The 26,975-nt window shown below is 55.4% G+C and carries 24 protein-coding genes and 1 other RNA gene; 7 read left to right on the top strand and 18 right to left on the bottom strand.

What is annotated here, in order from left to right; all coding sequences use genetic code 11:
• Positions 1 to 5 precede the first annotated feature (5 nt).
• From mnmE to rpmH, 5 genes are all read right to left on the bottom strand, one after another.
• Positions 6 to 1,385 carry a tRNA uridine-5-carboxymethylaminomethyl(34) synthesis GTPase MnmE gene (gene mnmE, locus WKF55_11015; protein ID MEJ7760104.1) on the bottom strand — a complete coding sequence of 460 codons (1,380 nt, stop codon included), beginning with the start codon at positions 1,383 to 1,385 and terminating at the stop codon, positions 6 to 8.
• Between the two features lie 19 nt (positions 1,386 to 1,404).
• Positions 1,405 to 2,199, bottom strand: a complete 795-nt coding sequence (locus WKF55_11010; GenBank protein ID MEJ7760103.1) for an MBL fold metallo-hydrolase — start codon at positions 2,197 to 2,199, stop codon at positions 1,405 to 1,407.
• A 12-nt stretch (positions 2,200 to 2,211) separates the two neighbouring features.
• Positions 2,212 to 3,888: a membrane protein insertase YidC gene (yidC, locus tag WKF55_11005; protein MEJ7760102.1), complete on the bottom strand. Its 1,677-nt coding sequence runs from the start codon at positions 3,886 to 3,888 to the stop codon at positions 2,212 to 2,214.
• Positions 3,889 to 4,098 carry a membrane protein insertion efficiency factor YidD gene (gene yidD / locus WKF55_11000; GenBank protein MEJ7760101.1) on the bottom strand — a complete coding sequence of 70 codons (210 nt, stop codon included), beginning with the start codon at positions 4,096 to 4,098 and terminating at the stop codon, positions 3,889 to 3,891.
• A 354-nt stretch (positions 4,099 to 4,452) separates the two neighbouring features.
• Positions 4,453 to 4,617, bottom strand: a complete 165-nt coding sequence (rpmH, locus tag WKF55_10995) for a 50S ribosomal protein L34 (GenBank protein MEJ7760100.1) — start codon at positions 4,615 to 4,617, stop codon at positions 4,453 to 4,455.
• 127 nt (positions 4,618 to 4,744) lie between these two features.
• On the opposite strand from rpmH, the gene dnaA reads away from it, so the two are divergent.
• Together dnaA and dnaN are read left to right on the top strand one after the other, a co-directional pair.
• A complete protein-coding gene (dnaA, locus tag WKF55_10990) occupies positions 4,745 to 6,160 on the top strand; it encodes a chromosomal replication initiator protein DnaA (GenBank protein MEJ7760099.1) in 1,416 nt (471 codons plus the stop codon).
• Positions 6,161 to 6,376: 216 nt separating this feature from the next.
• Complete coding sequence (gene dnaN, locus WKF55_10985; GenBank protein ID MEJ7760098.1) at positions 6,377 to 7,486, top strand: DNA polymerase III subunit beta; 1,110 nt, start codon at positions 6,377 to 6,379, stop codon at positions 7,484 to 7,486.
• A gap of 7 nt (positions 7,487 to 7,493) precedes the next feature.
• Here dnaN and WKF55_10980 read toward each other — a convergent pair whose 3' ends face one another.
• Both WKF55_10980 and rnpB read right to left on the bottom strand, forming a co-directional pair.
• Positions 7,494 to 8,141, bottom strand: a complete 648-nt coding sequence (locus WKF55_10980) for a hypothetical protein (GenBank protein ID MEJ7760097.1) — start codon at positions 8,139 to 8,141, stop codon at positions 7,494 to 7,496.
• Positions 8,142 to 8,474: 333 nt separating this feature from the next.
• An RNA gene (gene rnpB / locus WKF55_10975) (RNase P RNA component class A) lies at positions 8,475 to 8,858 on the bottom strand.
• Between the two features lie 359 nt (positions 8,859 to 9,217).
• On the opposite strand from rnpB, the gene WKF55_10970 reads away from it, so the two are divergent.
• Positions 9,218 to 9,922, top strand: coding sequence for a helix-turn-helix domain-containing protein (locus WKF55_10970; GenBank protein MEJ7760096.1), 705 nt, complete (start codon positions 9,218 to 9,220; stop codon positions 9,920 to 9,922).
• An 11-nt stretch (positions 9,923 to 9,933) separates the two neighbouring features.
• Here WKF55_10970 and pyrE read toward each other — a convergent pair whose 3' ends face one another.
• Positions 9,934 to 10,485, bottom strand: coding sequence for an orotate phosphoribosyltransferase (gene pyrE / locus WKF55_10965; protein MEJ7760095.1), 552 nt, complete (start codon positions 10,483 to 10,485; stop codon positions 9,934 to 9,936).
• A gap of 76 nt (positions 10,486 to 10,561) precedes the next feature.
• Between pyrE and WKF55_10960 the strand changes: the two genes are divergently transcribed.
• Positions 10,562 to 11,518 (top strand): HAMP domain-containing sensor histidine kinase, encoded by a 957-nt coding sequence (locus WKF55_10960; GenBank protein ID MEJ7760094.1) that lies wholly within the window; start codon positions 10,562 to 10,564, stop codon positions 11,516 to 11,518.
• On the opposite strand, the gene WKF55_10955 is transcribed toward WKF55_10960, so the two are convergent.
• Positions 11,480 to 12,457, bottom strand: coding sequence for a serine/threonine-protein kinase (locus WKF55_10955; protein ID MEJ7760093.1), 978 nt, complete (start codon positions 12,455 to 12,457; stop codon positions 11,480 to 11,482). The genes WKF55_10960 and WKF55_10955 overlap by 39 nt on opposite strands.
• Before the next feature lies 1 nt (position 12,458).
• Here WKF55_10955 and WKF55_10950 point away from each other — a divergent pair, with 1 nt between their 5' ends.
• Entirely contained in the window at positions 12,459 to 13,865 is a 1,407-nt protein-coding gene (locus WKF55_10950; GenBank protein ID MEJ7760092.1) for a GWxTD domain-containing protein, read from the top strand.
• On the opposite strand, the gene WKF55_10945 is transcribed toward WKF55_10950, so the two are convergent.
• Positions 13,862 to 14,431, bottom strand: a complete 570-nt coding sequence (locus WKF55_10945) for a hypothetical protein (protein MEJ7760091.1) — start codon at positions 14,429 to 14,431, stop codon at positions 13,862 to 13,864. The genes WKF55_10950 and WKF55_10945 overlap by 4 nt on opposite strands.
• Positions 14,432 to 14,779: 348 nt before the next feature.
• On the opposite strand from WKF55_10945, the gene polA reads away from it, so the two are divergent.
• Entirely contained in the window at positions 14,780 to 17,743 is a 2,964-nt protein-coding gene (polA, locus tag WKF55_10940; GenBank protein ID MEJ7760090.1) for a DNA polymerase I, read from the top strand.
• Between the two features lie 14 nt (positions 17,744 to 17,757).
• On the opposite strand, the gene WKF55_10935 is transcribed toward polA, so the two are convergent.
• Positions 17,758 to 18,729 carry a 1-acyl-sn-glycerol-3-phosphate acyltransferase gene (locus WKF55_10935; GenBank protein MEJ7760089.1) on the bottom strand — a complete coding sequence of 324 codons (972 nt, stop codon included), beginning with the start codon at positions 18,727 to 18,729 and terminating at the stop codon, positions 17,758 to 17,760.
• Positions 18,730 to 18,791: 62 nt separating this feature from the next.
• On the opposite strand from WKF55_10935, the gene WKF55_10930 reads away from it, so the two are divergent.
• The gene (locus tag WKF55_10930; GenBank protein MEJ7760088.1) at positions 18,792 to 19,715 is read left to right on the top strand and encodes a hypothetical protein; all 924 of its coding nucleotides are present in this window, start codon (positions 18,792 to 18,794) and stop codon (positions 19,713 to 19,715) included.
• A 15-nt stretch (positions 19,716 to 19,730) separates the two neighbouring features.
• On the opposite strand, the gene WKF55_10925 is transcribed toward WKF55_10930, so the two are convergent.
• From WKF55_10925 to WKF55_10895, 7 genes are read right to left on the bottom strand one after another with little or no spacing between them, the layout of a single operon-like run.
• Positions 19,731 to 20,645, bottom strand: a complete 915-nt coding sequence (locus WKF55_10925; protein ID MEJ7760087.1) for an ABC transporter permease — start codon at positions 20,643 to 20,645, stop codon at positions 19,731 to 19,733.
• A 4-nt stretch (positions 20,646 to 20,649) separates the two neighbouring features.
• Positions 20,650 to 21,552: an ABC transporter permease gene (locus tag WKF55_10920; GenBank protein ID MEJ7760086.1), complete on the bottom strand. Its 903-nt coding sequence runs from the start codon at positions 21,550 to 21,552 to the stop codon at positions 20,650 to 20,652.
• A gap of 47 nt (positions 21,553 to 21,599) precedes the next feature.
• A complete protein-coding gene (locus tag WKF55_10915) occupies positions 21,600 to 23,153 on the bottom strand; it encodes an ATP-binding cassette domain-containing protein (protein ID MEJ7760085.1) in 1,554 nt (517 codons plus the stop codon).
• Entirely contained in the window at positions 23,150 to 23,923 is a 774-nt protein-coding gene (locus tag WKF55_10910; protein MEJ7760084.1) for a Nif3-like dinuclear metal center hexameric protein, read from the bottom strand. The genes WKF55_10915 and WKF55_10910 overlap by 4 nt, the downstream gene beginning before the upstream one ends.
• The gene (locus WKF55_10905) at positions 23,920 to 25,002 is read right to left on the bottom strand and encodes a BMP family protein (GenBank protein MEJ7760083.1); all 1,083 of its coding nucleotides are present in this window, start codon (positions 25,000 to 25,002) and stop codon (positions 23,920 to 23,922) included. The genes WKF55_10910 and WKF55_10905 overlap by 4 nt, the downstream gene beginning before the upstream one ends.
• Positions 24,999 to 25,907, bottom strand: a complete 909-nt coding sequence (locus tag WKF55_10900) for a ParB/RepB/Spo0J family partition protein (protein MEJ7760082.1) — start codon at positions 25,905 to 25,907, stop codon at positions 24,999 to 25,001. The genes WKF55_10905 and WKF55_10900 overlap by 4 nt, the downstream gene beginning before the upstream one ends.
• A complete protein-coding gene (locus WKF55_10895) occupies positions 25,897 to 26,703 on the bottom strand; it encodes an AAA family ATPase (GenBank protein ID MEJ7760081.1) in 807 nt (268 codons plus the stop codon). The genes WKF55_10900 and WKF55_10895 overlap by 11 nt, the downstream gene beginning before the upstream one ends.
• Between the last annotated feature and the right edge of the window lie 272 nt (positions 26,704 to 26,975).

The raw sequence follows: 26,975 nt of genomic DNA, 5'->3' as shown, positions 1-26,975 counted from the left end.
CGCCGCTATTTCCCGACGCAGAACGACCTGAACACCCGATCGAGCACGTCATCGGTACTGACTGCGCCGATCATTTCTTCGAGTGCGAAAGCAGCAGTCCGGAGATGAGCAGCAGCCACCGGAGCAGGTAGTAACTGATGCTTCCAGACGTCGGTAAACATGGCTATCTCATCCCTCGCCCTCCTGATCCCTTCAACATGGCGTGTCCTCATGAGAACCGGATGCTCTGCTACCGGCGCACCGACCGTTAGAGTCAATGCTTCGTCGATAGACTGCAGAAGCTTTGCTAATCCGGAACCGGTTTCAGCACTTACAAAACGACGCGACGCATCGATTGCTGCCTGCGCCTCTGTTGTGGATTGATTGGATTCTGGCAGATCACTCTTTGTGCGAACGCAAATCACCGTTGCAGTAGATCTGTTTCGCACCGCCTCCAGCGTTTGTTCAACTGAGTCCTCAGTATCGCCGCAGGCGAGAACGACGTGTGCACGTGCCAGATACGTCTCGCTTACTTCAATGCCCAGTTTCTCGAGCAGATCATCGGTGTGACGAAGGCCGGCAGTGTCAACGAGTCTTACCGGCCAGTTCAGAGTCTCGATCTGTCCTTCGATAGCATCACGCGTAGTGCCGGGGATACTGGTCACGATAGCTCGGGCCTGGCCAAGCATGGCGTTGAACAGCGAGGATTTCCCGGCATTCGGCGCACCGGCAATGACAACTACTGCTCCTTCGCGTATGATCTCGCCCGTTGGTACTGTAGCAAGTAACATGTCGAGAGATGACAGCAGTCCGGACGCAGCGTCGGCGATTCTGTGTTCCGGAACAGGGCCATCGTCTTCTTCGGGGAAATCAATATCGTAGGCGATCAAAGCTTCCACTTCGAGGATTTTCTCACGAAGCGATGTCATTCTTCGGGAAAGTCCCCCGTCGAACTGAATCATTGCGGCACGGTGCATCGCACTCGAGCGCGAATCGATCAGATCGCCAATCGCTTCTGCCTGTGTGATGTCCAGCTTCCCATTCAGAACAGCTCTCCGCGTGAACTCGCCCGGTAGGGCCGGCCTGGCCCCTGACGCAATCAGCGCTGTCATTACGCGCGCAGGTGTATACTGGCCACCATGCGTTGAGATCTCGACGATGTCTTCGCCGGTAAACGAGTCCGGCTTTGCGAATACTGTGACAAGCGCCTGATCGAGTACGTCGTCATCAGCCTGGCCGTAAAGCCGGCATAGCGTTGCCACTCTTTGTACGGCAGGCCAGGGTGTGATATGAACTGCAGCAATTTCCAGAGCCCTGTCCCCGCTGATTCGCACCAAGGCAACAGCGCCACGACCAGGAGGAGTGGCCAGAGCGACGATTGTATCACCGCCGCTGTCAGGAATCATTCCAGGTGTAGTCGGCCTGTCACTGTTCTGCCTTCTCGTCCACAGGAAGATCGAACGTCATTCCCGGTTCCAGAATTCGCACATCAGCACGCCGCGGATAGGCTGGAAGCTGCTGCTTCAGACGATCGATGGCATCGTGAGCCTTCGACGTGACGTGGTCGAAGGTACCCCAGTGATATGGGATGAGATATCTGGCGTTCAGCCGACCAAACAGTGTAAGCGCATCGGTACTGGTCAGGTGGCCCTTCCTGAACCCAGGCTTCCACCATGGTGCGTGGCCAATAGGCAGCAGAGCCATATCCAATCGCCTGCCCCTCGCTGTAACGCGATTATTGACCATGTCATCACTCTCGGCATTGAGAGCAGTGTCGCCAGCGAAGAAACATGATAACGTTTTAGTATCAAGTAGATACATATTAGCAGCACCTCGCCAGCGGTCTACGCCATATCTGTGACCTTGGTGCATGGCCGCGGCAGCAGTGATCTCCACCGCACCGCTGGATACCGACTCGCCAGGAGCAATCCCATGCGCTGCCGGGTAGCCCAGACGGATCAGCCACTTTGCGATGACCGGTGGAGCAAAAACCGGAATATCCCGCGGTAGCTCTGCAAGCGACTCGAACGACAAGTGGTCGGCGTGCGCATGAGTGACGAGAATTGCATCGAGTCGCGGCAGGTCACGAAGGGCAATCCCCGGTGCACTTACCCTGGGTAGGAATCGGCCGAGGTGGGAATCGAAATTGGGATCGGTAAGGAAGATCCGGTCTCCAAGCTCAATTAGTAGCGTTGCGTGACCAATATACGTGATTCGCAACCGCTCAGCTCCCTAAATCGGCCGCTTGTTTCTTGCCCGTTCTCGGGCCAGAAGCCATTGTTGCGGTAACGCCGCAATGTTCTGCGCCGTGTAATACAGATTCAATCCAGAAGCCATGTTTGCCAGAAAGAACACCATCATCACAGGAAACATGTAACCCATCATCTTTGCCTGCGGATTCGGCGGAGCGTTCCGGAGCCCGATCCACGAAAGGACAAACATCGATGCACCCATCAGAACAGGAAGGATGTAAAAAGGATCCTTCACCGAGATATCGAGCAGCCAGAGAAACGGCACTCCTCGGAACTCAATGGTATTCTGAAAAACAAAGAAAAGCGCGAACAGTACCGGCATCGGGATGAGTGCAGGAAGACATCCCGACAGCGCTGTGAAGGGACTCGCGCCAGCTTCCTTGTAAACCTTCATCATTTCTTCCCGCTGCTTTTCAGGCTTGTCCTTGTACCGCTTCTGCACCTCGGCAAGTCTAGGCTGAATCTCCTGCATCTTGAGACTGGAGCGCATCGCACTCTGGTTGAGCGGCCATAGCGCTATTCGTACCAGAACACCAAAAATGACCAGCACCCAGCCGTATGTCAGTTTCAGGTTATCGTGCATCCATAGCAGGAGCTTGAGACAAAGCGCTGCAATCGGATTGACCACACCCTGCAGAAAGCTCCACCCATAGGGATTCACATTATCGAAGTCCCTGCCTACAGCCAGGAGCTGAGTCGATTGCTGAGGGCCTGCATACATCTCGAAAGCGAATTGCCCCTCGGGTAATGACTTGACTACGGTGGCAGAAGCGTTTGTCGCTGTCTTTGAAGTGCGTGGTCCGCCCTTCAGGGTCAACTCACTGAAGTTGCTTCCCTGTGGATTGATGAGCCCTACTACGAAGTATTTATTCCGAACTGCAACCCATGAAAGAGGCCCAGGCTCCAGCTTCTGGGTACCGGGCTCCAGTTTACTGAACGGAACACCACTGGCATTCTCGCGTGTAGGCTTGAACGAATAGGCAAGCGTTCGCAAATCACCCAGCGTGTCAGACTCTGCCGCAGGCAGGGTCGAGGGCAGTTCCGTCAACAGATAGGTAGATCCTTTTGCTCCCTCGATCCTGCCAGTGACGTTCACGACATATGTGCCAGGAACAAAGTCATAGATGATGCGTATTGGCAGCCCGGCGACCGTTGCGGTGTAGTTCAGAGACCGGGACTCGGCAGTACTGTCAGACCGCGTCAGGGCAAATGGAACCCGATCAAGGCTGAGAGTATCACCCTGCATGACAATCGAATAGCGAAGAAGCGGTTGACCTGCTGATTTGAGTTCTACGAGACCACCTGCAGGCGCAAGATTCCTGTAGCTGCTGACCACTACAGAAACAGGAGCTGCTCCCATATTCGTAAATCGATATGTCGAGTTTTTCGTGGTTACAGTCGTGATTTCCGGCCGAACTGGCCCGGTAGCCGGAGGACCATTGACCGATTTTATAGTATCACTTAGCGACGAATTCACGACTCCCGGGGAGGCCCCGGTATCGGCAGACGCCGCAGCCTGAACAGGTGTCTTATTGACCGTATCACGAACAGCAGTGACTTCAGTATTTACGCGCCGCGGTGTGGGAAAGAGAATTTGAGTAAGCACCACAACAGCAGCAGCCAGCACCAGCGCTAGAGAAAGTCTTTTATTGTCCATTTACGGGACCGGATCGAATCCACCCGGTCGAAAGGGATGACAGCGCGCGATCCGGCGGATCGCAAGCCAGCTACCTGCAACTGTACCGTGCTTTTCAATAGCCTCGATGGCGTACGTAGAGCAGGTTGGATAATAACGGCACGAAGGTGGAAGGAGAGGCGAGATCAGAAGTTGGTAGCCACGAATGCCTGTCACCACGGGATTTTTCATCTGGAACCCACGGACAGTTTACTCAGTTGCAGACTTACTGTGTCGATCTCACTCCTGAGCTGCTCAAAGGTGGCCGTATAAGCACTCGACAGCGAACGAATGACGATGTCGACTCCTCCTGCATCTGGAATGATTCGTATGCGAGCTAATTCTCTCAAACGTCTTCGAAGGCGATTGCGTTCCACAATATTATGGCCATGCTTCGAAACGACTACGGCAACCCTCGCATGTAAAAAGGGGGAGCCACTCGCCCGAACCTCCAAGTGGTCGGTACGTAGCCGCTTCCCCGCTTTTTTCACCTGTTCGAGATCCGATTCCCTGGTCAGTCGATAAACCCGGGAATACCCGTATTTCCTAGGCGCCGGCGTATTTACTCGGCAACCTTACGGTGAGCTGCTTTCTCCCCTTCTTGCGACGACGGCTCAAAACCTCTCGACCCCATCGCGTCGACATTCTTTCACGAAACCCGTGTGTTCGAACTCGACGCTTATTCCGAGGACGGTAAGTTGGCTTACCCATAAGAATTTACTCCAAATATCCGAAATGATCTTGTAACGAAAACAGCCCTAAACGTAGTCAGTAGTGTGACATAGATCAAGGTACCTCCTGTTAAGTAACAAGGCTGCGGATTGACTTTTCCACAATCATGGACTACGGTTGGCTCCCCATGTCACTCACTCCCGCAGAAGTCTGGAAGCGACTACTCGACCGCGCTCGAGATGAAATTCCAGAGCAGACATTTCGAACCTGGCTCGAGCCCAGTGAGGCTCTGGACATCACCAACAATGTTCTGTCAGTAGGCGTGCCTGATCAGTTCGCAGCGGATTGGAATGAGTCAAAACATGCGGAGCTTCTGGCGGGTTATGCCGCAATTGCGCTTGGACATCCGCTCAAGGTCGTATTCCGTGTCCATGAAGAACGACGGAAGCGTTCCCAGATGGATCTCTTTGTCGCCCCTAAAGCCGTCATACCGACACCACAGGGACATAATAAGAACAACCAAGGGGTTTTAAGCCCTCGGTACACATTCGACCACTTTGTCATTGGAAAATCGAATGAGCTCGCCGCTGCTGCCGCTCATGCTGTTTCCCAAGCACCCGGGAAAGTCTACAACCCGCTCTTCATTTACGGCGACACCGGGCTCGGCAAAACACATTTGATGCAGGCTATCGCCCATGGGATTCTCACGACTGAGCCGCAAACTCGCATCACATTTGTAGGAACCGAACAATTTACCAACGATCTCATCGGATCGATCCAGAACAGGACCACAGCTGCTTTCCGTCGTCAATACCGGGAAACGGATCTACTGCTGATCGATGATGTCCATTTTCTCAAGGGCAAGGAAGGAACACAGGAAGAATTTTTCCACACCTTTAATGCGCTTTATGAGGCCGGGAGGCAGATCGTTCTGACCAGCGACCGGTTGCCGTCGGAAATCCCTGGCCTCGAAGGCAGACTCGTCAGCCGTTTCCAGTGGGGAATGGTAGCCGACATTGAGTTGCCTGATTTCGAGCACCGCGTTGCAATTCTCAAGCAGAAGTCACACCTCGATCATCTCGAGCACACCATTCCAGACGATGTCATCCGATTCATCGCGGAAAATGTCCGGTCGAGCGTTCGAGAACTGGAGGGGTCAGTTATAAAGCTGCTTGCGTACGCCTCATTGAAACACCAGGACATATCAGTCGACGTTGCCCGGGAGGCACTACGAGACAAGCTTCGTGGAAATGACAACCTGAACGACACGTTCGATGACGGTCGGGCTTCTCTCACGATGAATACAATCCAGAAGGCTGTCGCCAGGGAGTGGGGAGTTACCGCTGAAGGGCTTCGCTCAAAAACACGGACCAAAACGCTCACCCTACCTCGGCAGATAGCAATGTTGCTCGCCCGCGAGCTCCTGAGCACCCAACTGGTGGAGATTGGTAATGCCTTCGGCGGCAGGGATCATTCCACTGTAATTCACAGCATTGAAAAGATCACTGAAGCAACCAAGGTTGATCCTGTGTTCAAAACCCGAGTGAATAAAATCCGGGTAATGTTGGAATCACTCAGATAGTAAGTAGCTCCCGGGTCGTAATGCGAAAACCTGGTGATAAATGATGCCTGGCTGCGCCATCATTCACACGAGCTTCAATAGCGGAAGTGCATTATATGTAATAACTTCTGCCGCTTCGTAAACATCTCCACATCACCTACTACGACTACGAGTTTGTATCTAGTCAGAAGAGTTGTAGTAACCTGCCGATAAACTGTCCACATTAAGGATCCCTGAATGCGGCTAACGATTTCCCGAGAGAAGCTACAGGAAGGTCTTAACGCAGTTCTAGCAAGCATTCCCGGAAAGACAACCCTCCCTGTTCTCGCGAATATCCTTGTCGAAACGACAGATCGAGGGATAAAGCTGTCTGGCACCGATCTCGATATTGCGGTCAGCACTGAGGTAGCCGCGGATGTCGAGACCAGCGGTGCGGTCACGATACCAGCAAAAAAGTTATCTGAGATTGCGCGTGAGCTGCCGCCGGCGCCGGTCCGCCTGGCTGCGGTAGGGGAGCAAAGAATCACGCTCGAGTGCGGTCGGTCCAAGTTCAAACTGCTTGGCCTTCCAAGGGACGAGTTTCCTACGTTCCCGACTGTAAAGTTCGATGACAGTTGGCGTATCAAATCAGGGGATCTGCAAAAACTGATTTCCCATACTGCTTTCGCAGTGTCATCTGAAGAAAGCCGCCCGATTCTGAATGGTGTGCTCTGGGAGCTCAGGCCGGACCGAATGAGCATGGTGGCAACAAATGGTCACCGACTGGCGAAAATGGATGTACCAGCCACATCCAGTGCCGGATCGAACGATCTGATAATTCCGCCCAAGGCGCTCGAGCAGGTGCGTCGGCTGTTTCCTGCTGAAGAAGAACTGGAAATCGGACGAGGTGAGAATCATATCGCTTTTCGATCGCCCTTCACCGCGGTGTACACCAGGCTCATCGAGGGTCCGTACCCACCGTATGATCAGGTGATTCCGCGGGATAATGATCGTGTAGCTATTGCCGACAAGGCATCATTGATCAGTGCACTGAAACGCATGTCGGTGGTGGCTTCCGATCAGACGCATCGGATTCGTCTGTCGTTTAACTCGGGGATGCTGAAATTCAGTGTGCAAACCCCGGATCTGGGTGAAGCCCAGGACGAGCTTCCAATCAAGTACACGGGAGACCAACTCGATATTGGCTTCAATGCCAGCTATCTCCTCGAGATCCTCAGGTATATCCCGACGGATGAAGTTCGTCTCACCTTCAAAGCACCAGAGCGTGCCGCTACTCTCGAGCCAGAAGGCTGGTCGGATTCAGCGACCTATCTTTGTCTTGTGATGCCTCTCCGCCTGGTGGACTAGCGATTCGTTATTGGCTGTCGAGGTTTACTCGCTCAACGACAGTCTGACTGAATTGCTGTCGCCGGCCCGACGAAGCGACAATAATCTTCATTGCCTGTCTATCCTCTGATCCCAGCAACAGGCCGGTAACTCTGTCGACATAAAACCGACCGGCAGTCGACCCATTTCCGGTGACTGCTACCGTGTGCTGACCATCAGAGCCCTGTCCTTCTGTCGAAATCACTCCTGTTCGTTCGATGAGTATCGCGGCATTGCCTCGATGGTTTGTGTCACCCATGACTTTATAGGTGGAACTCAGGGTGACATCAATCGGAGTGAGGCCATGGCAAGTGGTCGACGACGTACTGTCGATCCATGTCATGTCACGTGAGATTTGTGTGGGCAGCAGAAATGTGATACGACGAATTCCGGCAATTGCGGTAGATGCTGAATTTGGACATACCGGCGCCGCAGTGGTTTCCGATATCGGTCCCACTGTCTTCAAACTGAGCTGCCCATTTGTGATGTTTCCGGAGAAGACGATCGGGGTTACGACGTTGGGTATTGATCCAACTCTGCTTCCGGCCTCAATCGAGTAACGCTCCACATTACCGGATATCGGTGTGGATGGATTGGTACGGTCAAAGCTCAGGGCAAATCGGCTTGAAATGGTCATTGAGTCCTGACCTGAGCCTGCTTCAGCTCCCAACTCCAATACGACGCTCGTGACTGCAGTGTATACGTGTGGTCTCGCGTCGGACGTAAGCACCCAGGATCGAGTGGTTCCAGACACAGGTGACGCAGGAGTTGCAGGTGGTGGGACAGTTACGTTGCCCCGGTCTGGGACTGTCGGCTCCGGAGATATCGTTCTGCCGCAACCAAGGATCAAAAACAGAGGACACCAGCGAAGGATATGTCTGGCGATCAATTGGTCTTCTCCCAGTCGTAAAAGATTGATCCTTTCTTGACACACAACCCTTCACGGATCAGATCCGCAAAGGGTTGTCACGTGCGTAATCAGCCTGTAAGCCGGGTTCTGTCCGGTGAAATAAACCACCGTGACGGTCATTTCTCTCGAAGTGCGATCACTCGCACTCTCTAGCAGCCTACCCGCGGCGTCTTAATCGAGGTGGGTGCTCTCGCCGCTTACTTGGCCTTGCTCCAACCGGGGTTTACCGTGCCGTTCGTGTTACCACCAACGCGGTGGGCTCTTACTCCACCTTTTCACCCTTACCGCTCAAAAGAGCGGCGGTCTGTTTTCTGTGGCACTGTCCGTCAACGGAGGATCGCTCCTCTGAAGCCCAGGTGTTATCTGGCGATCTACCCACAGAGCCCGGACTTTCCTCGGTTTAGTATCATATCGATACAAAAACGCGACCGTCCGGCTGATTACATAGCTCCATGGGAATATATATACGTCGCAGGGAAAGAACGTAGTGATCCCTGACTTTTCAAGATCATTGTACGCTGACGGCTGACTGACGCATACGGATTATACTGGTTGGCATCGCTGAATACATACCTATCGTCGGAGTAGCAATGTCACCTCATCCCAAGTTGTCCTCCAAACTGATGCCTGTTTCGACAATGCTTACACCAGGTGAAAGGCTCAGGGTCGATGCCGCTGCAGAAGGTCTCTACTCCGCGCTTCACAGGGAGTCACTCGAAGAGGTTCTCTGTGACCTGAGAGAGCGACGCGCCGGCGCTATTCTGATCTCCATTGCGCGGTATGGACATCAGGGTAGTGCTCGTATGGCAGCAATGGTTCGTGAGTTTCCGCGTGTGCCCGCGATGGCATTGTTGACTGAGACTCACTATTCGACACCACATAATGTCCTTGAGCTGGGTCAACTCGGTGTTCGAATTCTCATTGATGCTCGTCAGCCTTCAGGCTGGCAGGCACTTCGCGATATTCTTGCCGCTGAGCGTTCAAGTGATCTGCAGCGAACGGCATTGGGGCAACTCAGTTCCGACCTGACTGGCGCGCCCACCGATTGCTGGCGGTTCTTTGAGCTGCTCTTCAGCCATACACCTCAGATTCATACTGTTCGACAACTTTCCCGACAACTTCACATTCTACCAAGCACCCTGATGAGCCGTTTTTTTCGTGCACATCTGCCAGCACCAAAGCGGTATCTCTCGCTTGCCCGGCTCATCCGGGCAGCTAGACTCTTTGAGAACCCGGGTTTATCTGTTGCGAGCGTTGCCAACCATCTTGACTATTCGTCCCCCCAGAGCTTTGGGCGCCATATCAGGACCGTCATGAAAATATCGCCGGTAGCCTTTCGGGAGGCATACGATGGAGCTGGTATGGTTCAGTATTTTCGTCGGGAACTAGTGATTCCGCACGTCGAAACTTTGCGTGATTTCCATCCTGCCTCAACAAGTCCAGGCTGGATCACTCGTCAGAGAAATCACGAGCTTCGCCAAGTGCCACCAAAACGTTCGGGCACGTGACCCTGGTATCGTTATTGGAGAGCGAGAATCTCAGTAATCCGCGACAAGGTGATAACATCGAGGCCTCTTGCCTCGATCGTTTCCCGTCCACCTTCTTCGCGGTCGACAAGTGCCAGCACCCCCATGACAGTTCCACCGGCCTGTTCCACTGCATCAATAGCGCGTAAAGCCGATCCTCCGGTTGTGATTACATCTTCGACGATGACCACACTGTCGGTTGGGCGAAAGGGCCCTTCGATGAGATTTGCGGCTCCGTGTGATTTTACCTGCTTTCGAACGGTGAACGCTCGAATCGGTCTCTCCAGTCTGGCACTGGCGTAACTGATGGAGTAAGCGATCGGGTCGGCACCCAGTGTCAAACCACCAACCGACTCGGCTTTCCATCCGGCACGTATCATCGTATCGAGTCCGAGCGGCCCGATCAGGGACAACCCATCGGGACTCATCGTCGTCAATCGGGCGTCGACATAAACGCTGGACGTCTTTCCCGAAGCGAGTACGAAATTCCCTGTCTTGACCGATCTTTCGGCAAGAAGGCGAATGAGGCTGTCTCGATCACTCATGGCGTGCCGAGTTATTCACGGGTATCATGGCAGTCATTACAGGGTTTGAATTTCGTGATTGATTGCAAGGGGTTAGATGCAGCCGCTGGTCTATCTGATTGTCGCCGTCATTGTTGTGGGTCTTGCCTTGTTGCTGCAGCATGAACGCCGCCAGGCAGCTCGGTTAGTGGAGCGCTCGTTGGAGCTCGAACGACTCTCTGCTGAGCTCCTCCGGTCAAACCGGATGAAGAATGACTTTCTGGCGAATGTGTCACATGAACTACGAACACCTCTGAACTCAATCGTGGGTTTTGTGGACCTCTTGCGGGAAGGTGTATATGGTGATCTCTCCCCACGACAGGTTAAGCCGGTCGAGCGAATCGAAGTATCTGCGAATCATCTCCGACACTTGGTCGACCAGATTCTGGATCTGGCAAAGATGGTAGCTGGACGACTGGAGGTACACAATGAGACTCTCGACATCCGGCCATTTATTCTGGATGTCGCAAGCGAGATGGAGTCACTCGTGAATGAGAAAAATCTCATTTTGTCTCTTGTAATGGGCAGCGCGTTGCCGAGGATACACAGTGACCCCACCCATCTACGTCAGATCCTGGTCAACCTTCTGGGTAATGCCGTGAAATACACACACAGTGGCACAATTGTCGTCAAAACACGCCTGCTTTCGCTGGAAAGTGCCAGGAACGATGGACTTCCAGTCGACTACCTTGAATCCCGAGATTTGCCAGATTCTGAACGCTATCCGCATTCCTGGCTTTCAGTCCAGGTTATAGATACTGGAATAGGTATCTCAAGTGCGGATTTTCAGAGAGTTTTCGAGGAGTTTGAGCAAGTTGAGTCGGCCTCACGATCCGCTCCTTCCAACCGGGGGACAGGGTTGGGTCTCTCAATCTCCAGACGTCTGGCCAGACTGCTGGGCGGTGAGCTTTCCCTGATTAGTGAGCCGGGCAAGGGCTCTACGTTTACACTCTGGCTTCCTGTTATGGGTGCGGAGTCAGGATCCGCGGCGAAGAATTCCCCGCATTCTGGCTAAAATGCCGGTATCATCAGCAGGCGTTTCCTGCTTTTCGGGTAAGGATGAGTATGAAACCGCATGCCTGAAAGCATCGGCGAACGTCATTACATCCGGATAACGAGCGCCAGGATCTTTTGAGAGTGCTTTCATCACGACGGCTTCAAATGTTGTACTGAACTTCAGCCGTTCTTTCGCCGCGTTGAGTGATATCGGCGGAAGAGTGAGAAGTTGAGTGAACATCTCTCGTGGCGCCTTTGCGGTATAGGGGAGACACCGAGTCAACAGGTAATATGCAATGGTCGCCAGACTGTATTGATCCGCAGCCGGCGTGACGATTTCTCCTGATAGTGCTTCCGGAGCGATGTACATCAGTGATCCAACAAAAAATCCTGCTCTCGTAAGTCTTTCATCTGCAGGTGACTCAACATCTGTTGCAATTCCGAAGTCGAGCAGCTTCACCTGTTGGGTTCCTGCATCGTACATCACATTCTCGGGCTTGAGATCGCGATGGACGATGTTAGCCAAGTGCGATGCGTGAACTGCAGCTCCAATCTGGGATATGATGACGGCCGTTTCTTCGGATGGCAGGGGCGCGTGCTGTTTCGCATACTTTTCGAGAAGATCTCCCGCTGCCCATTCAATGGCGAGAAAGTGAAGGCCGTCAGTCTCCCCGATCTCGATCGTGCGTACAACGTTGGGGTGCTGGACACGAGTGCCGTATTGTGCTTCTCTTACGAATCTTGCGACTGCGGTGCGGTCGCTGCGCAGTTTTTCCCGGAGTATCTTCAGTGCCACAGTGCCGTGGACCGAATGAGTGGCTTTGAAGACTGTCGCTGTACCGCCTTCGCCAACCTCACTCTGAATCGTATACCCGGCTATCTTAGACCCTACCAAGCTCTGCTGAGACACGCGGCGAAGGTAACAGAAACCGATTTGCCTGGATAGGGTAGATACCATAATGCCTGCTACTGGAATCATTCGATCTGCCCTGCTGTGTGCTGTGGCCCTGACGGGGGTTGCGTGCGCAAGCCAGCGGTCCAACACGCCGGTGGGAGTATCGCCACCGCCCTTTCCGTCTGGCACTGGGGCGTCGCTGCCCAACGACCCAAGTGCGGTCTATCATCAGATGGGCCTCATCGCCACGAACACTCCGATTTCGTACGTCGGGAAGATTGCCTACTTCGCAACGGCATCACCTGACTCAACGATGATGCTAGTCAGCATATCCATACCCAACCGGGCGCTCAGCTTCATAAGGGACGGCGAAACGTATCGTGCCCCCTATGAGGTGCGGGTCAGGTTGACGAAAGGCGGAACCGAAGTAAAATCGGTAAACACCATGGAGGTGGTGCGGGTTGCCACGTTCAAGGAAGTCAATCGAACCGACGAGAGCGTGATCTTTCAGCATTACTTTCGGATTCCCCCATCGGACTACAACATCTCGTTTCTCGTCAGAGACGTTGCAAGCAATCGCAATTCTGCTCAGGACGGTGCGGTTACAGTTCCACGTATGACTGGTGGCCGGTTATCGACACCGCTGCTTGCTTACGAAGCTGTGCCCAGACTGGCGCTTGACTCGCTTCCCAAAATTCTGGCCAGCCCCCGATCCAGTGCTGTCTTTGGACGGGATAGCTCTGTCACAGTGTATCTGGAAGGGTACGGCCAACAGGCGCGTCTCCCCGTGTCGTACGTTGTTCAGAATGATCGTGGCGTAGCGACGTTCAGAGATACAACGGTACTGCTGAGACACGGGAATCTTCTGAGTGGTGCGGTGAAAATTCCTATATCGCGTGTTGGTATTGGCATTGCCAATATCACGTTCACACGTAGCGATGCCACGGATACAGTCCGAACGCCAGTCTTTGTCAGTTTTGGAAGCGACATTCCGCTTCTTTCTTTCGAGGATCTGCTGTCTCAGCTCAGATATTACGCGGCACCAGATCGTATCAGATCGCTCCGGGATACACCTGTCGACCGCCGTGGGGCAGCGTGGGCTGAATTCATTCGCTCAAGTGATCCCGCGCCGGCTACCCCTGAGCATGAAGGCCTTCAGACCTATTTTGCCAGACTGCAGCAGGCTGCGGTCAGGTTTCGGGAAGACGGGCCCGCCAGGACCGGTTTTCTTGCCGATCGCAGCAAGGTCTTCGTGTCGCTTGGAGAGCCGGACCAGCTTTATGAGCAGACGACCAACGCTCCACTGTCGAGAACTTCGGTTACCCAGCGTGGCCGGCTTCAATACTGGGAGTACACCCAACACAGGGTGCGACTCGTTTTTTATGATGAAACCGGAATCGGTCGGTGGCGTCTGACTCCATCCAGTGAGACGGAGTTCCAGAACTTGAATGCCCGTTTGCTGGTGCGTTAGGAAGACCGGATAAGTTTGGTCATCATGGCGTGCACGGCGGTAATCTCGTCATCGTTTACGGGATGTCCCATGCCTGCATACAGGCGCAGCGTTACGCTGGCTCCCATTTCCGTCATTACTGCGGCGGATTCCCGCACGCGTATTGCGGGCACATGTGGGTCGACATCGCTGCAGCCCAGAAAAACTGGCGTATTTCCCAGATTGCCGGGATAGTTGCGCGGAGTTCCATCGGGTCCGATCAATCCGCCACTGAGGCATGCGATCCCGCCATAGATTCCGGCGGTTGCGAGCGGAGTACTCGATAGCGAGACAAGCGCCTGCGAGAATCCAAGTAGTATGATCCGCTCATTCGAAATACCAGCCGTGTGCGCAACTGTCATGACGCTGCCCATTGCCTGAAGACCCGCCGATAGTCCCGGCTCGTTGGACTGAAGTGGCGCAAGAAACGAATTCGGGTACCAAGTGTTGCCGAACGCCTGTGGTGCGAGAAAAGCAAAGCGATCCATATCGAAAGCGGGAACCAGCGTCAGAATGCTCTCCGCAGTCGCGCTTCTTCCGTGAACCATGATCATGGCAGCGCGAGCAGTTGCGAGCGATTCACCGGCGGTACGAATGTGCTCACTCTGGGCAGGCCCAGAGAACCGGCTGGATTGGGCGTGTTTACAAGACGGCTGGCCGGTGTTGATTCATCTGAGCGATCTGTTCCAAAGGCTCCCACCATCAGCGCGGCCAAGACATGCTCAGGGAATCACCCGCTCCATCTCGGCCGAGTAGGACAATCTAGAATTCTTTGGGAATAGTATCATAGACAGGGCAAAGAGCCTGACAACCGTATGTCGCGAGATTCCGGAAATCCTTGAGTTTTGGCGCTACCATGTCAGATAACCGGGTTATGAGGCCTTGTATATTCCGCCATGAACCTTCCCGACTCTCCGCGGCTTTTCCTGATCGACGGGTATGCGCTCATCTATCGTGCCTTCTATGCGCTCATCTCCCGGCCTCTGACAACGAGCAAAGGCGAAAACACTTCTGCCGTGTGGGGCATCTCCAGCTTTCTCCAGCGGTTGCTGCAAACTCACAAGCCAGAATATCTGGCATGGGTCCACGACTCGGGACTTTCATTTCGGCACGAGGTGTATCCGGCTTACAAGGCCACGAGGGAAAAGCTCACTGAGGAGCTTCAAGCCGATTTCGACCGAGGAATGGAGCGCATTTGCCAGCTCCTGGAAGGCTACCGGATTCCCATCATAGCTCTAAAGGGCTACGAGGCTGATGACGTGATTGGCACACTCGTCGTCAAGGGGCTCGAGCAGAACCTGAATGTGGTTGTGGTATCGGGTGACAAGGATTTTCAGCAGCTCATCAGGCCCGGTGTATGGCTGCTCAATCCTGGCCGGGGCGGCCCTGCTGGAGTTGAAGAGCATTGGGTGGGAGTAGAGAACGCCAGCGAACGGCTTGGCGTTCCCCCTGAGAGGGTCACCGATTACCTGGCTCTTGTCGGCGACTCGTCGGACAACGTGCCGGGGGTGAAAGGAATCGGCGACAAGACGGCGTGCGAGCTCGTCGCAAAATACGGAAGTCTTGAATCGATTCTCGAGCACGCCAGCGAGATCCCGAAAAAACGTCCGCGTGAAGCATTGCTGCAGTTTGCGGATAATGCCCGGCTGTCGAAGGAATTAGTAACTATACGCGACGATTTACCAGTCGAATTTGACCGGGAATCGATGCAGATCCATGACAGCGATCATGACCGACTGCGAGAGCTCTACGTAGAGCTCGAGTTCCACACGCTTGTGAAGACGGTTGCGCCTCCGCCAGAGCGGATTGCGGCTGTCAGGGAAACGGTCTCGTATGTCACGGTCGATACCCTTGAAGAGATGGTCAAAGTCGTCGAACGGGCGAGGACTGTCGGTACCATTGCTGTCGACACCGAGACGGTCATTGAATTCGACAGTCCGCAGAAAGCGGATCCATTGCGGTCTACCCTGGTGTCCATTTCCATTGCGGTCGGTCCGGGCGAGGCCTACTACTTTCCGCTTCGCCACGTAGGGTGGCGCGGGCATCAGGGCGAGCTTCTGATGGATGCCGCCGGAGACAGATCTCCCACCGATTCCAGCGAAGACCGGGGTTTGGTAAGGGGAGGTGACGACCTTCCTGAAGCGTCTCTCTCGGCGCGTCGGGTACAGCCGAAACTGCCGGTCGGGACAGGGAAAGCGGGCCGTTTACTGGCAGAGAGGCATCAGTCTCGCGACAGTGACCCGCCAGTGATAAACCTTTCACCCCTCAATTTCCCAGAAATGGGGCCGTTGCGAGATCTGCTCGAAGACCCTGCCGTAAAGAAAACTGCCCAGAACTCGAAGGATGACGTGCTCATTCTCAGGCGGGCAGGAGTACGCCTCGAAGGCCTCGACTTCGACACAATGCTCGCCAGTTATCTGCTCGACCCAGGCCGTCGGTCACATGGGCTCGATGTCCTTGCTGTCGAATTCCTGGATCATACGATGACCTCCTACGCCGATCTTTGTGGCAAGGGAAAGGCGGCTGTCGCATTCGATGAGTGCCCGATTGACGCGGCACGGGACTACTCATGCGAAGACGCGGACATGACTCTCCGGCTCCGCGCGATCTTTGAACCTCAGCTAAATAGCGCCCAACTCAAGCCACTTCTGGACGACATGGAAATCCCGCTTGTCCATGTGCTGGCAGAAGTCGAGTGGACGGGAATAACGATCGACATACCCTGGTTTCGATCCCTCAAGGAACGATTTCGGCGGGAGCGAGAGGCGGTCGAGAAAGAGATTTACGCAGCAGCAGGAACCGAGTTCAACATCAACTCAAATCCTCAACTCAGAGAAATCCTATTCACCAGGCTCGGCCTTCCGGTCCTCAAAAAGACGACCACCGGCCCATCGACTGACGTCACCGTTCTTCAGGAACTGGCCGACGCCGGTCACGCTCTGCCGGGCTTTTTGATGGAATACAGAGAGCTTTCCAAGCTCGAGAACACGTACCTCGATGCGCTTCCGGAACTGGTCAATCCGCGCACAGGCCGACTCCATACCTCCTTCAACCAGACCGTCGCCGCAACCGGCCGCCTGTCGTCGAGTGACCCGAACGTTCAGAACATCCCTATCAGGCGGGAGTTGGGTAAGGACATCAGGCGGGGGTTCATTCCCCGACAGGGATGGGTGATGATGGCGGCCGATTACTCACAGATCGAGCTGAGGCTTCTTGCTCATCTATCGCAGGACCCCGCGTTCGTGCAGGCATTCAATGCTGGTGGTGACATCCATCGCCAGACAGCAGCAATCATTTTCGATGTCCCGCTGGATGATGTCACATCCGAGATGAGGTCCCGGGCGAAGACAATCAACTTCGCCACCATCTACGGGCAGGGTGCGCACGCATTGTCGCGCCAGCTCAAGATCGAGCACGGAGAAGCTAAGGAGTTCATCGTTCGGTATTTCGAGCGGTTCAGCGGTGTGAGACATTACCTCGACTCGATGGTCGCATTCGCGCGGGAGCACGGGTACGTACAGACAATACTTGGTCGCCGCCGCTACATCCCGGAGTTACGCGAGCGCAATTTCAACATCCGTGCATTCGGCGAACGTACTGCGGCCAATTCACCGATCCAGGGATCGGCGGCCGACCTCATCAAGGTCGCGATGATCCGGATTCATAACGCATTTGCATCCCGGGGCCTCGCCGCGAAAATGCTGCTCCAGGTACACGATGAGCTGGTGTTCGAGGTACCCCCTGAGGAACTCGAAGCAGTAAGCGAGCTCGTGCGCGCTGAGATGGAGAATGCAGCTGAACTCTCAGTACCACTGGTGGTTGACGTCGGTACAGGCATCAACTGGGTCGAAACGAAGTAAGTACTGCTCGACCGCTACTCCGAGGGGCGATGGTGATTCTTGAAGGCAGCCCAGTATGCGCCAACGGGCAATGTCGCGACGTACAGCGCGGCGACCCAGACATTGAACATCGCGGCCAGAACGGCAAACTGAACCACATACGAGATCAGTATCAGCTGAAGCCCGAATATCATGGTGAGCATCGCCGGGTCGTCGGCGTTCCGCCCCCGTTTCTGCGCCTGTTCGCGTGCAAAGTTGATTATGTGGCGATGCGTCAGCTCTCCCCACGCAGCCGCGATCGTAACGAACGGCCGGGCACCGCTGCTACGGCCCGCTATCTCTCCCTCTTCGCTTGAAGCCACGGGTGACTTGAGGGACACGGCCTTCAATCTTCGCGCGACTTCGGCAGTAAGTGTCTCAACATCCACCGCCCCCATCGAATCCATCAGAATCGGCTCACCGACCTCAGCCAGAACAGCGGTTCCGGGATTGCCCTTCTCCTCGAAGTTGAGCCCAAGCGGAACGATCTGAAGGCCGCGAACTTTCCGCACATCGCGAGCTTCGAGTGCGATCCGCGCGATTCCTGTTCTGAGGGGCGCAAGTGCCGGCTCGCTGTGACTCTTCCCTTCCGGAAAAATGAGCACCATCCCATTCTTGCCCAGCACGTCGAGCAGGCTTCCAAACGCCCCGGCGTTGCGCGCAGCGTCGAGCCCGGCAGTCGGAGACTTCTTCTTTTCGTCTCCAGCCCGTCTGAGGGGAACGATTCCAAGCATGCGGAAAAGCCAGGCATTTACCGGATTATCAACGAGCGTGGCTTTAGCGGTAATGGTCACCCGGCGAGGGACGAGCCACACCGCGATCAGGCAATCGACCAGAGCATTGTGATGGCTTGCGGCGAGGAGTACTGGAGCGTCTCCGGGGATCCGGTCTCGTCCCTCCACCCGCACGCTCGAGTAAAACCAGTGCAGCGCTATGCCGGTGACCCAGTGCATCAACCGGTACATCATGCAGGACCAGACCGGATCATGTATGGTTTCGGGTTTCCATGAGCGACTGCAAATTACCACTTATGAATTCGCGTCGCGTTGTCGTTCCAGTAGCCATTCTCCTGTATGCCGCCGTTCTCGCATGTGATGACGACTCCAGAAAGGCAGCAGCGGATTCCGCGGCGATGAGCGCTCGCGCGCCAGCCGTTGTTGCTCCGGTGCTACCGAGCACTGGCTGGGATGAGGCAGCGGGACCGGCGCTAATTCTTTCCACGACGAATGATCCCCTCAGCGCGGCAGTGATTCTTCCCGGACTGACTGATAACACGCTCGCCAGCTCGAGACAGTCTGACTCTTCTGTGCTGTCGAACTCGCGTGTCGAACTTTTTGGTCCTGGCGGGCTCGCAGGGGAAGCAGTATTTCAGGCGGCCGGCGCATCGACCAGCGCAGACTCTTGCCAGTCATGGCCGCAAGGCAGGATTTCCCAGCGCCCGAAACGGCCGTGGCGGGTTGGGTTCGAGGAAGGCCGCATGAAAGGAGTACCACTCGATTCAATCGAAGGCATGAGTGACGCGGATTCCGCTGCATTTACTGCGGAAATCTTACGGATTGTCATGCCCTACTCCCAACGAGGCGATTCGGCCTTTCACGGACTTCCATTCTCCGTAAGGAAGGCATACCGCTTCCCCGTCGTGTCGACCAGGGGTTTCATCGCCAGCGTGGTGCGAAAGATCAACGAAGAAGCCAACCCCAGGCAGGAGCATTTTCTTGTAATCGCAGAGCGTTCCGGCGGATCGTATCGTGAAGTATTTCAATCACGCGCATCGGGCGCCGAGGATTCTGTCCGAACGAACGAAATACTGGCAGTCATGAACCTGGTGGAGACAGGACAGACGGCGATTGCCGTAACATTCGAGGACGGAGAAGGATGGAGAGTAGGACTTCTCGAACGTGTCAGCGGAGGTCAGTGGCGCGTGATGTGGAAGAGCGCGTACACGAGCTGTTGAACTGGAGGGAAAAGGTCAGTCGGTGGTGCCCCACTTCCCAAGACCCGCGGGTGCGCTCGCGCGGCCAGTGACACTAGCCAGGACGAGCAGCGTCAGGACATAAGGCAAGGCAAGAAATACCTGATATGGCAGTGACCACCCCATCGCCTGAAACAGATACTGAAGTGCACTGGCTGCGCCGAATACGACTGCCGCGCCAGCTGCTCCCACCGGATGCCACCGCCCCAATACCACGATTGCCACTGCAATGAAGCCGCGTCCTGCCGACATCCCCTCGGCGAAGCTGCCTGCCTGCGCAATCACGAGAGTGCCGCCTGCAATACCGCCCATGAAGCCGCCAAACAGGACCGCACCATACTGTAGCCGGTTTACCGGAACTCCAGCGACGATCGCGGCCCGCGGATCTTCACCCGTTGCTCGGAGGCCAAGGCCGGCATGGGTGCGGTACATCCACCACCAGGTTGCTGGAATGGCAAGGTAAAGCAGGTAGGTAATGGGAGGTTGCGAAAACAGGGCACGTCCAATGATCGGAAGGGATGACAAACCCGGGATGGGCAATGTCTCCATGGTGGAAATGCCCGCCGTGGATGAATCGCTTCCGAAAAGAAGACGGTTGAGAGTTGCGGTTATTCCGAGTGCGAGAAGACTGATGGCGGTTCCGGCAATTATCTGATCTGCTCTCAGACGGACGGCGAAGAACGCGAAAACCAATGCAACCGCAATCCCCGAGATTCCGGCGGCTGCAAACCCAAACCACGCTCCCCCGAATCCTGCTGCCACGAATCCCCCGAATGCGCCAGCAATGATCGCTCCTTCGAGGCCGATGTTTATCAAGCCAGAGCGCTCGACCACTGTCTCGCCCAGCGCCGCAAACGCAAGGGGTGTCGCCGTGCGGATCGTCCCTTCCATGAACGCCTCGAATGCACTCAACGAGTCACCTGCTTGAGAACGGATGCGTCGACCGGCCACGAATGCTGGCGAGGCCAATCGCGAGCAGAATCAGTAACGCTTCGGTGACCAGGGCTGTAGATGACGGAATTCCGAAATCGCGTTGAAGCGCGCCAGCACCCGTTTCCAGAATTCCGAAGAAGATGCCTGACGCGATCACTCGTGTCGGCTTCAACCCGGCGATCAGCGCAACGGCAATGGCAGTGTAGCCGTATCCGGGAGAAATATTTTCGTAAAGGGCGAACGTCACCCCGCTCACTTCAACAGCGCCGGCCAGGCCGGCAAGAGAACCGCTGATGAGGAAGACGCGATATGTGGTGCGGTCGACATTGATCATTCCGGCACTGGCGGCCGCGCTGCGGTTAGAGCCGACTGCCCGGATGCGAAAGCCGGCGGCGGTACTCCGAAAGACCCACGCGAGCAGACAAGCGATGGCGATCGCTATGAGAAACCCGAGGTGCAGGCGGGTTCCGGGAGCGATGATCGGAAGCTGCGCAGCAAGTGGTAATGATTCGGTTTGCGGATAGATTCGCGACGGCTCCTGGAGCGGACCCCTTACCAGGAACGACACCATGTGCAGCGCGATGAAGTTGAGCATGATCGTACTGATGATCTCGAGCACATGAAATCGCCTTCTGAGCTCAGCGGCAATACCTGCCCATAGCGCACCGGCAACAGCGCCCGCCACCAGTGCAAGTGGAATGACGGCGATGCCGATAGCGGCTGCGCTCACACTGACAGCGACTGATGTGGCGGCACCAACCAGCAACTGTCCCTCGGCGCCAATATTCAGAACTCCGGCGCGGAAAGCGACGGCAACTGCCAGCCCGGCAATAATCAGCGGGGTCGCTCTCACCAGCGCATCGCCGAGTAGCACGTATTCGATCATGACTGCGACATCATTGGTGGATCAGCACCTTATTGCAAAGCAGTTCATCATTGGTGTTGATCTGCTGATCGATAACGCGGGTCGCCATTGTTCGCGGCACGGTCACTGGAATTCACGCCCTCGACACCGAGCAGTGCCCGGCCGATTGCATACCTTTCCGGCTCAACAGAAAGCAGTTTCCGGTTGTTGACGACAAAGACCCGATGCGAAAGCTCGGCAATCTCGTCGAGATCGCTTGAATAAAAAACCACTGTGCAGCCAGAGTCGCTTGCAGTACGCAATCGGTGGTGGATGTCGGCAGCCGCTTGAACGTCGAGTCCCTGAGTGGGATTTTCGAGAACAATCGCTGCCGGATTTCCCTGGAGTTCCCGGCCGAGTACGAATCGCTGCTGATTACCTCCCGAAAGCGTGCTTACCGGCTGGCCAGGGTCATCTGTTCGCACATCGAACTGATGTACGACGTTCATCGTAAGTTGCCGGATATGGTGCCAGTCGAGGAGACCATTTCGCTGTCCCGAGTTCTTCAACGCGATGTTGTCGAACAGTGATGCATCCGGAAGAATTGCATCCTCCTGTCGATTCTCGGGGACAAATCCCACGGCTGTGGGAATGGAAACCGATCCTGAAACAACCATGGTACGTCCGGCGATTGTGCGCAGCAGTGATCGGGCTGCCCCGTCGAGTGCTGCAATACCGACAATCTCCCCGCCACGAATCTCGAGATTTATAGCGCTTAAGCTGTCAACTCCGCCGGTGGACGAAATAACGGCATCCTTTAGCACGATCGTCGGTTCGAGTGTAGTTGCCGGCCTGTCGCGGCCGGGCGTCACCGCTCTTGCAACAGGCCGTCCCAGCATCGCTGCTGTCACCGATGCCTCGGTTAGTTGCGAAACCGATGCGTTCAGGACTCTTTGACCGCGACGCAGCACCGTCACTTCGTCGGCGTGTTTCATGGCGTCACGCAACTTGTGGGTAATCAGCACTACGCTGCCCCCATTCCCGGCGAAGACGCGCAGCTGCACAAAGAGATCGCGGGCGTCAGCCTCCGATAATATGGTTGCGGGCTCGTCGAGGATGAGGATGGAAACATCGTGAGCGAATGCCCTGATTATTTCCAGTTTCTGGCGATCTGCACTCGTGAGTGTGCTTACGATTCTATCGGGTTCCAGACGAAGGCCGGTTCTGTCGCCAACGGCGCGTACAAGTTCAGCCGTTCGGTCCGATCTGTATCGTCCCCTGCCTCCAAGCGCGATGTTTTCCGCAACCGACATCGATGGCACCAGGGCGTGATGCTGGTGAACCATTCCGATTCGCCGTTTGATTGCGTCAGCCGGGGACGTGAACTTCGCTTCGTGCCCGCGAATTCGGATAGCACCCGAGTCAGGCTTTATCAGGCCGAAGGCAATCCGCATGAGCGTTGTCTTGCCGGCGCCATTTTCGCCCAGTAGGGCATGGACGGTCCCGGGCTTTACACTCAGCGAGACAGAGTCGAGTGCTACCTGATGCCCGAACTTTTTCGATATTTCCAGCATGTCGAGCGATATCTGACCGCTGTCGCTTGGATCATGAATTGCCGCCGGTGGGCAAGCGGATGCGCTCAAAGTCCGGTAGGCGCGTGAATTGGTGTCCACTCGAGCTGAAACCGATCGGCAACATGACGCGCAAGGACGAACACGCCCAGCGTCTCAGTGGCGTAATGGCCTGCATAGATGATTGCGATGCCTGATTCATCGCCTTCGATCGCCGTCCAGTGAGGTCCCTCGCCGACAATGAGGGTGTCGACGCCCAGTGCTGACGCCTCGAGAAGTGTGTCGGCAGACGCGCCGGAGCCGGTGCAGATGGCCCAATGAAGTGTCTGTCTTTCAGGCGGAATGGAAGTCGATACCACATCACCGCCGTTTTCTCTCGCAAACGTGCGGGCTCGATCTACAATGTCGGCGGTAAGAATGTCGGACACTCCTCTCACACCGATACTGATTGTCTTGAACTTTGCGAAATCCTTAGTCGGATTGAGTCCAAGATGTCTGGCCAGCAGGACGTTATTCCCGAATTCGGGGTGTTTGTCCAGGGGTAGATGCGACGAATAGACGGCTACGTTGTGCTCGATCAGCAATTTCGTGCGGTGGTAGACCGCGCCGGTGAGAGGTCTCAGGCCGGACCAGAACATCCCGTGATGAACGAGCATAAGCTGAGCACCTGCCGCTACCGCAGCTGTTGCTGATCGTGTCGAGAGATCCACACATGCCGCAATTTTTTTGACAGTTCCGGTGTTGGCCAGCTGTAGCCCGTTGATAGCATTGGGAAAATCGGGCGTCGTTGCAGTTTCAAGGAGTTCGTCGAGATAGTCAACGATCTCCGCCGTGCTTGTCACCTTGCGGGCTCACTGTTGGTGGCACGAGGATCGAGAGGGCTCGTCGATGCGCCGGCAACCATGAGCTTTGTCGTGGAGTCGATAGCGGCTTTGGTTGCAGGCAGCACGGTGGATGCGAGCACTGGATTCAGCACGAGTTTCACGACGCCGGTCTTGATGCCGAGTGCAAATACGTGGGAGGTAAAGTTCGGTTCGCTGATTTCCCGGGCGATCATCAGGAATGCTCGCGGCAGGTCAATGACGACGCTACCGAGGGTTTGTTGAGGGGCGATCTGATTCTGGTCGGCGTTCGATCCGATGATTCTTACGCCGTTTGCCTCTTTAACTGCCTGAAAAACTCCGAGGCCAGCTGCATCGGCGTTCTGGAAGATCACGTCGACCTTCCGTGAAATCTGCGCGAGAGCCTGTTCCTTTCCGGCGCTGATGTCGTCCCAGTTTCCGATGTATGAGACAATCACTTTGACTGCGGGATTGATTGATCTGGCGCCTTGCTCAAAAGCGGCGAAGCTTCGTTTTACCGGCGGGAGCTCCGTGCCACCAATTACGCCAATAGTGCCTGTTTTGGTTGCTGCGCCAGCCACGATTCCAGCAAGGTATGATGCTTCCTCGAATGCGAACTCCACTCCAGTGACATTTTTTGCGACTCGGGTTCCGGAGGTTGTCACGTAAACCGTTTTAGGAAACGATGGTGCGACTCTGACCGCTGCGTCCTGAAATTCAAAGCCGTGACCGAACACAATGTCGAATCCCTTTGCTCCGTACTGCCGGAAGTTTTCTTCGAATTCGGCGGGTGTGCGGGTCTGGATATGGCTGACTTCAGCGCCGAGGCTGTCCTTGATGCGCATCAGTCCTTCGTATGCGCCGCCGTTCCAGGATTTATCCGAAATCGGGCCTGGGGTCAGCAGGGCGACTTTCAGTGTGGCTTGGCTATTGGGCGGAGTTTCGCCCCCGTTACCCGAACAAGCGCCGAAGATAATTAATCCGGCCACCCAGATCCATGTGGACAACTTACGGTCGAAATTGGTTGACCGGGTATGTAAGTAGTGCGATGGCACGAGGTTGCACGCTTGTGGAATCATTGTGGAGTACGGGCTATCCCGATCAGGTCGCTGAGCCGCTCAAGGTCGTCAGCGGAATAAAAATGGATACTGATCGATCCCCTTTCATTGGATTTCAATGTTATCGTCACATCTGTCTGGAGGTATTTCCTGAACTTTTCTTCGATGCTCCTCAGTTCTGCAGAGCGTGAATCAACCCGTTTCGGCCTGCCTCGACGTGCTGTCGCTCGGGCGCTCTCTCCTTCTCTCGCCCGCCGTTCCACGTCGCGCGCACTCAATCCCTTGCTGACTATTTCTTTTGCGAGGGCGATGATGATTGCTTCGTCCTTCAGTCCGAGCAGAGGGCGGGCGTGCCCGGGGGTGATCCGGTTTTCCCGGAGAAGCTGGCGTACGGCGGCAGGCAACTGGAGAATCCGAAGGACATTTGCAATCGTGGATCGGTCCTTCCCCACCATCGTCGCGACAGTTTGCTGGGTATATCCGAACTCCTTGATCAGCCGATCGTAGCCTTCTGCCTCCTCGATGGGATTGAGATCGGAGCGCTGGAGATTTTCTACAAGTGCCAGGGTCAGGATTTCCTGATCGGTGAGATCTTTGACGACCGCAGTTATCGTTTTCCAGCCGATGTTGGCCGCAGCCCGCAGGCGACGTTCGCCGGCTATCAGCTCGAATCTGTTTGTCTGATTTGGTGCGGGACGGACGGTAATCGGTTGCAGCAGGCCGGTGGCCTTGAGACTTTCCTGAAGTTCACCCAGCTCGGAGGCAGCGAAGTTTTTTCGCGGCTGGAATGGGTTGCTGCTGATGTTGGCGACTGCGATCTCGCGGAGGGCGCTCGTTCCCTCACTGGTTACATCGTCGCTCGGCTTCGCGTTGAACAGCGCGTCCAGGCCGCGGCCGAGTCGCTGAGTAGATTTGTCAGTTGCCATATTTTTCAGTTGTTAAATGATGTTTATCCGTTGCGGTTCTTGCCATCAGCTCGGTTGCGAGTGACCGATAGGCTTTCGCACCAATCGATGTAATATCGTAGAGAATAATCGGTTTACCGAAGCTCGGCGCCTCGGCGAGCCGAACGTTTCTGGGGATAACGGTTTCAAAAACCGTAGCGTCAAAATAGGCGCGCGCATCCGCGGCGACCTGGCGCGAGAGATTGAGTCGGGCATCGTACATCGTGAGCAGAACTCCGACGATTGAAAGGTCTGGATTGGCGCCATGCTGAATCCGGGTTACCGTGCTCAGCAACTGGGTCAGGCCTTCGAGGGCGTAGTATTCGCACTGTAGCGGAATGAGGATAGCGTCCGCGGCGCTCAGGATATTGAGCGTAATGAGCCCCAGCGATGGCGGGCAGTCAATGATAATGAAGTCGTAGTTGTCGCGGATTGTCGACAACGCATCGCGCATTGCAAGATTCCGGTCGGCACGATCGACAAGCTCAATCTCGGCGCCGGCGAGGTCTGAGTTTGAGGGTACCACGTCGAGACCGGGTATCTGGATCGCGGTTTTTACAACTTTGTCGATTGTCGTCTGGCCGATCAGCGCTTCATATAGAGTGAGTCGCGGCTCCGCTACCCGCAATCCGACGCCACTGCTGGCATTTCCCTGTGGATCGCCGTCGATGAGCAGTGTTCGCTGTTCAGCGACGGCGAGGCTCGCCGCGAGGTTAACGGCGGTAGTGGTTTTGCCGACTCCGCCCTTCTGGTTTGCGATTGCAATGACGTGACCCACACCCCTGCCCGCTTTTCGAAGTTGATTTTAGCAAATGTACGGAGAGCTGGCATTGAATCAGGCAGATAGCCCACACACACGACTCGCGACTGGTAGAGATAGGACCGGGATCCTAGGTAAGTCGAGCGTTTTTGACTCACTTTTGCGGGCACGCATTTTCCCTTAGAGGGTGCTGCACAGCCCGTTACCGGTAAACTGTAATCTGTCACCTGTTTACCAGTTACCCGTTACCTGTTACCTGTTCCATGGCTACGCGCTAACCGCTAACCGCA

It is taken from the genome of Gemmatimonadaceae bacterium, assembly GCA_037721215.1.
In the GTDB taxonomy this organism is placed as follows: Bacteria; Gemmatimonadota; Gemmatimonadetes; order Gemmatimonadales; family Gemmatimonadaceae; genus UBA4720.
This window is presented reverse-complemented; position numbering and strand designations above follow the sequence as displayed.

What these genes read in the sequence shown, in the direction of transcription:
- mnmE (MEJ7760104.1), bottom strand. Translation starts at nt 1,385, where the DNA reads ATGATTCCTGACAGCGGCGGTGATACAATCGTCGCTCTGGCCACTCCT.
- WKF55_10950 (MEJ7760092.1), top strand. Translation starts at nt 12,459, where the DNA reads ATGCCTGCTACTGGAATCATTCGATCTGCCCTGCTGTGTGCTGTGGCC.
- WKF55_10900 (MEJ7760082.1), bottom strand. Translation starts at nt 25,907, where the DNA reads ATGGCAACTGACAAATCTACTCAGCGACTCGGCCGCGGCCTGGACGCG.
- yidC (MEJ7760102.1), bottom strand. Translation starts at nt 3,888, where the DNA reads ATGGACAATAAAAGACTTTCTCTAGCGCTGGTGCTGGCTGCTGCTGTT.
- WKF55_10970 (MEJ7760096.1), top strand. Translation starts at nt 9,218, where the DNA reads ATGGCAGCAATGGTTCGTGAGTTTCCGCGTGTGCCCGCGATGGCATTG.
- rpmH (MEJ7760100.1), bottom strand. Translation starts at nt 4,617, where the DNA reads ATGGGTAAGCCAACTTACCGTCCTCGGAATAAGCGTCGAGTTCGAACA.
- yidD (MEJ7760101.1), bottom strand. Translation starts at nt 4,098, where the DNA reads ATGAAAAATCCCGTGGTGACAGGCATTCGTGGCTACCAACTTCTGATC.
- WKF55_10905 (MEJ7760083.1), bottom strand. Translation starts at nt 25,002, where the DNA reads ATGATTCCACAAGCGTGCAACCTCGTGCCATCGCACTACTTACATACC.
- WKF55_10980 (MEJ7760097.1), bottom strand. Translation starts at nt 8,141, where the DNA reads ATGACCATTTCAAGCCGATTTGCCCTGAGCTTTGACCGTACCAATCCA.
- WKF55_10930 (MEJ7760088.1), top strand. Translation starts at nt 18,792, where the DNA reads ATGAATTCGCGTCGCGTTGTCGTTCCAGTAGCCATTCTCCTGTATGCC.
- dnaN (MEJ7760098.1), top strand. Translation starts at nt 6,377, where the DNA reads ATGCGGCTAACGATTTCCCGAGAGAAGCTACAGGAAGGTCTTAACGCA.
- WKF55_10935 (MEJ7760089.1), bottom strand. Translation starts at nt 18,729, where the DNA reads ATGATGTACCGGTTGATGCACTGGGTCACCGGCATAGCGCTGCACTGG.
- pyrE (MEJ7760095.1), bottom strand. Translation starts at nt 10,485, where the DNA reads ATGAGTGATCGAGACAGCCTCATTCGCCTTCTTGCCGAAAGATCGGTC.
- WKF55_10920 (MEJ7760086.1), bottom strand. Translation starts at nt 21,552, where the DNA reads ATGATCGAATACGTGCTACTCGGCGATGCGCTGGTGAGAGCGACCCCG.
- polA (MEJ7760090.1), top strand. Translation starts at nt 14,780, where the DNA reads ATGAACCTTCCCGACTCTCCGCGGCTTTTCCTGATCGACGGGTATGCG.
- WKF55_10945 (MEJ7760091.1), bottom strand. Translation starts at nt 14,431, where the DNA reads ATGGTTCACGGAAGAAGCGCGACTGCGGAGAGCATTCTGACGCTGGTT.
- WKF55_10955 (MEJ7760093.1), bottom strand. Translation starts at nt 12,457, where the DNA reads ATGGTATCTACCCTATCCAGGCAAATCGGTTTCTGTTACCTTCGCCGC.
- dnaA (MEJ7760099.1), top strand. Translation starts at nt 4,745, where the DNA reads ATGGACTACGGTTGGCTCCCCATGTCACTCACTCCCGCAGAAGTCTGG.
- WKF55_10960 (MEJ7760094.1), top strand. Translation starts at nt 10,562, where the DNA reads ATGCAGCCGCTGGTCTATCTGATTGTCGCCGTCATTGTTGTGGGTCTT.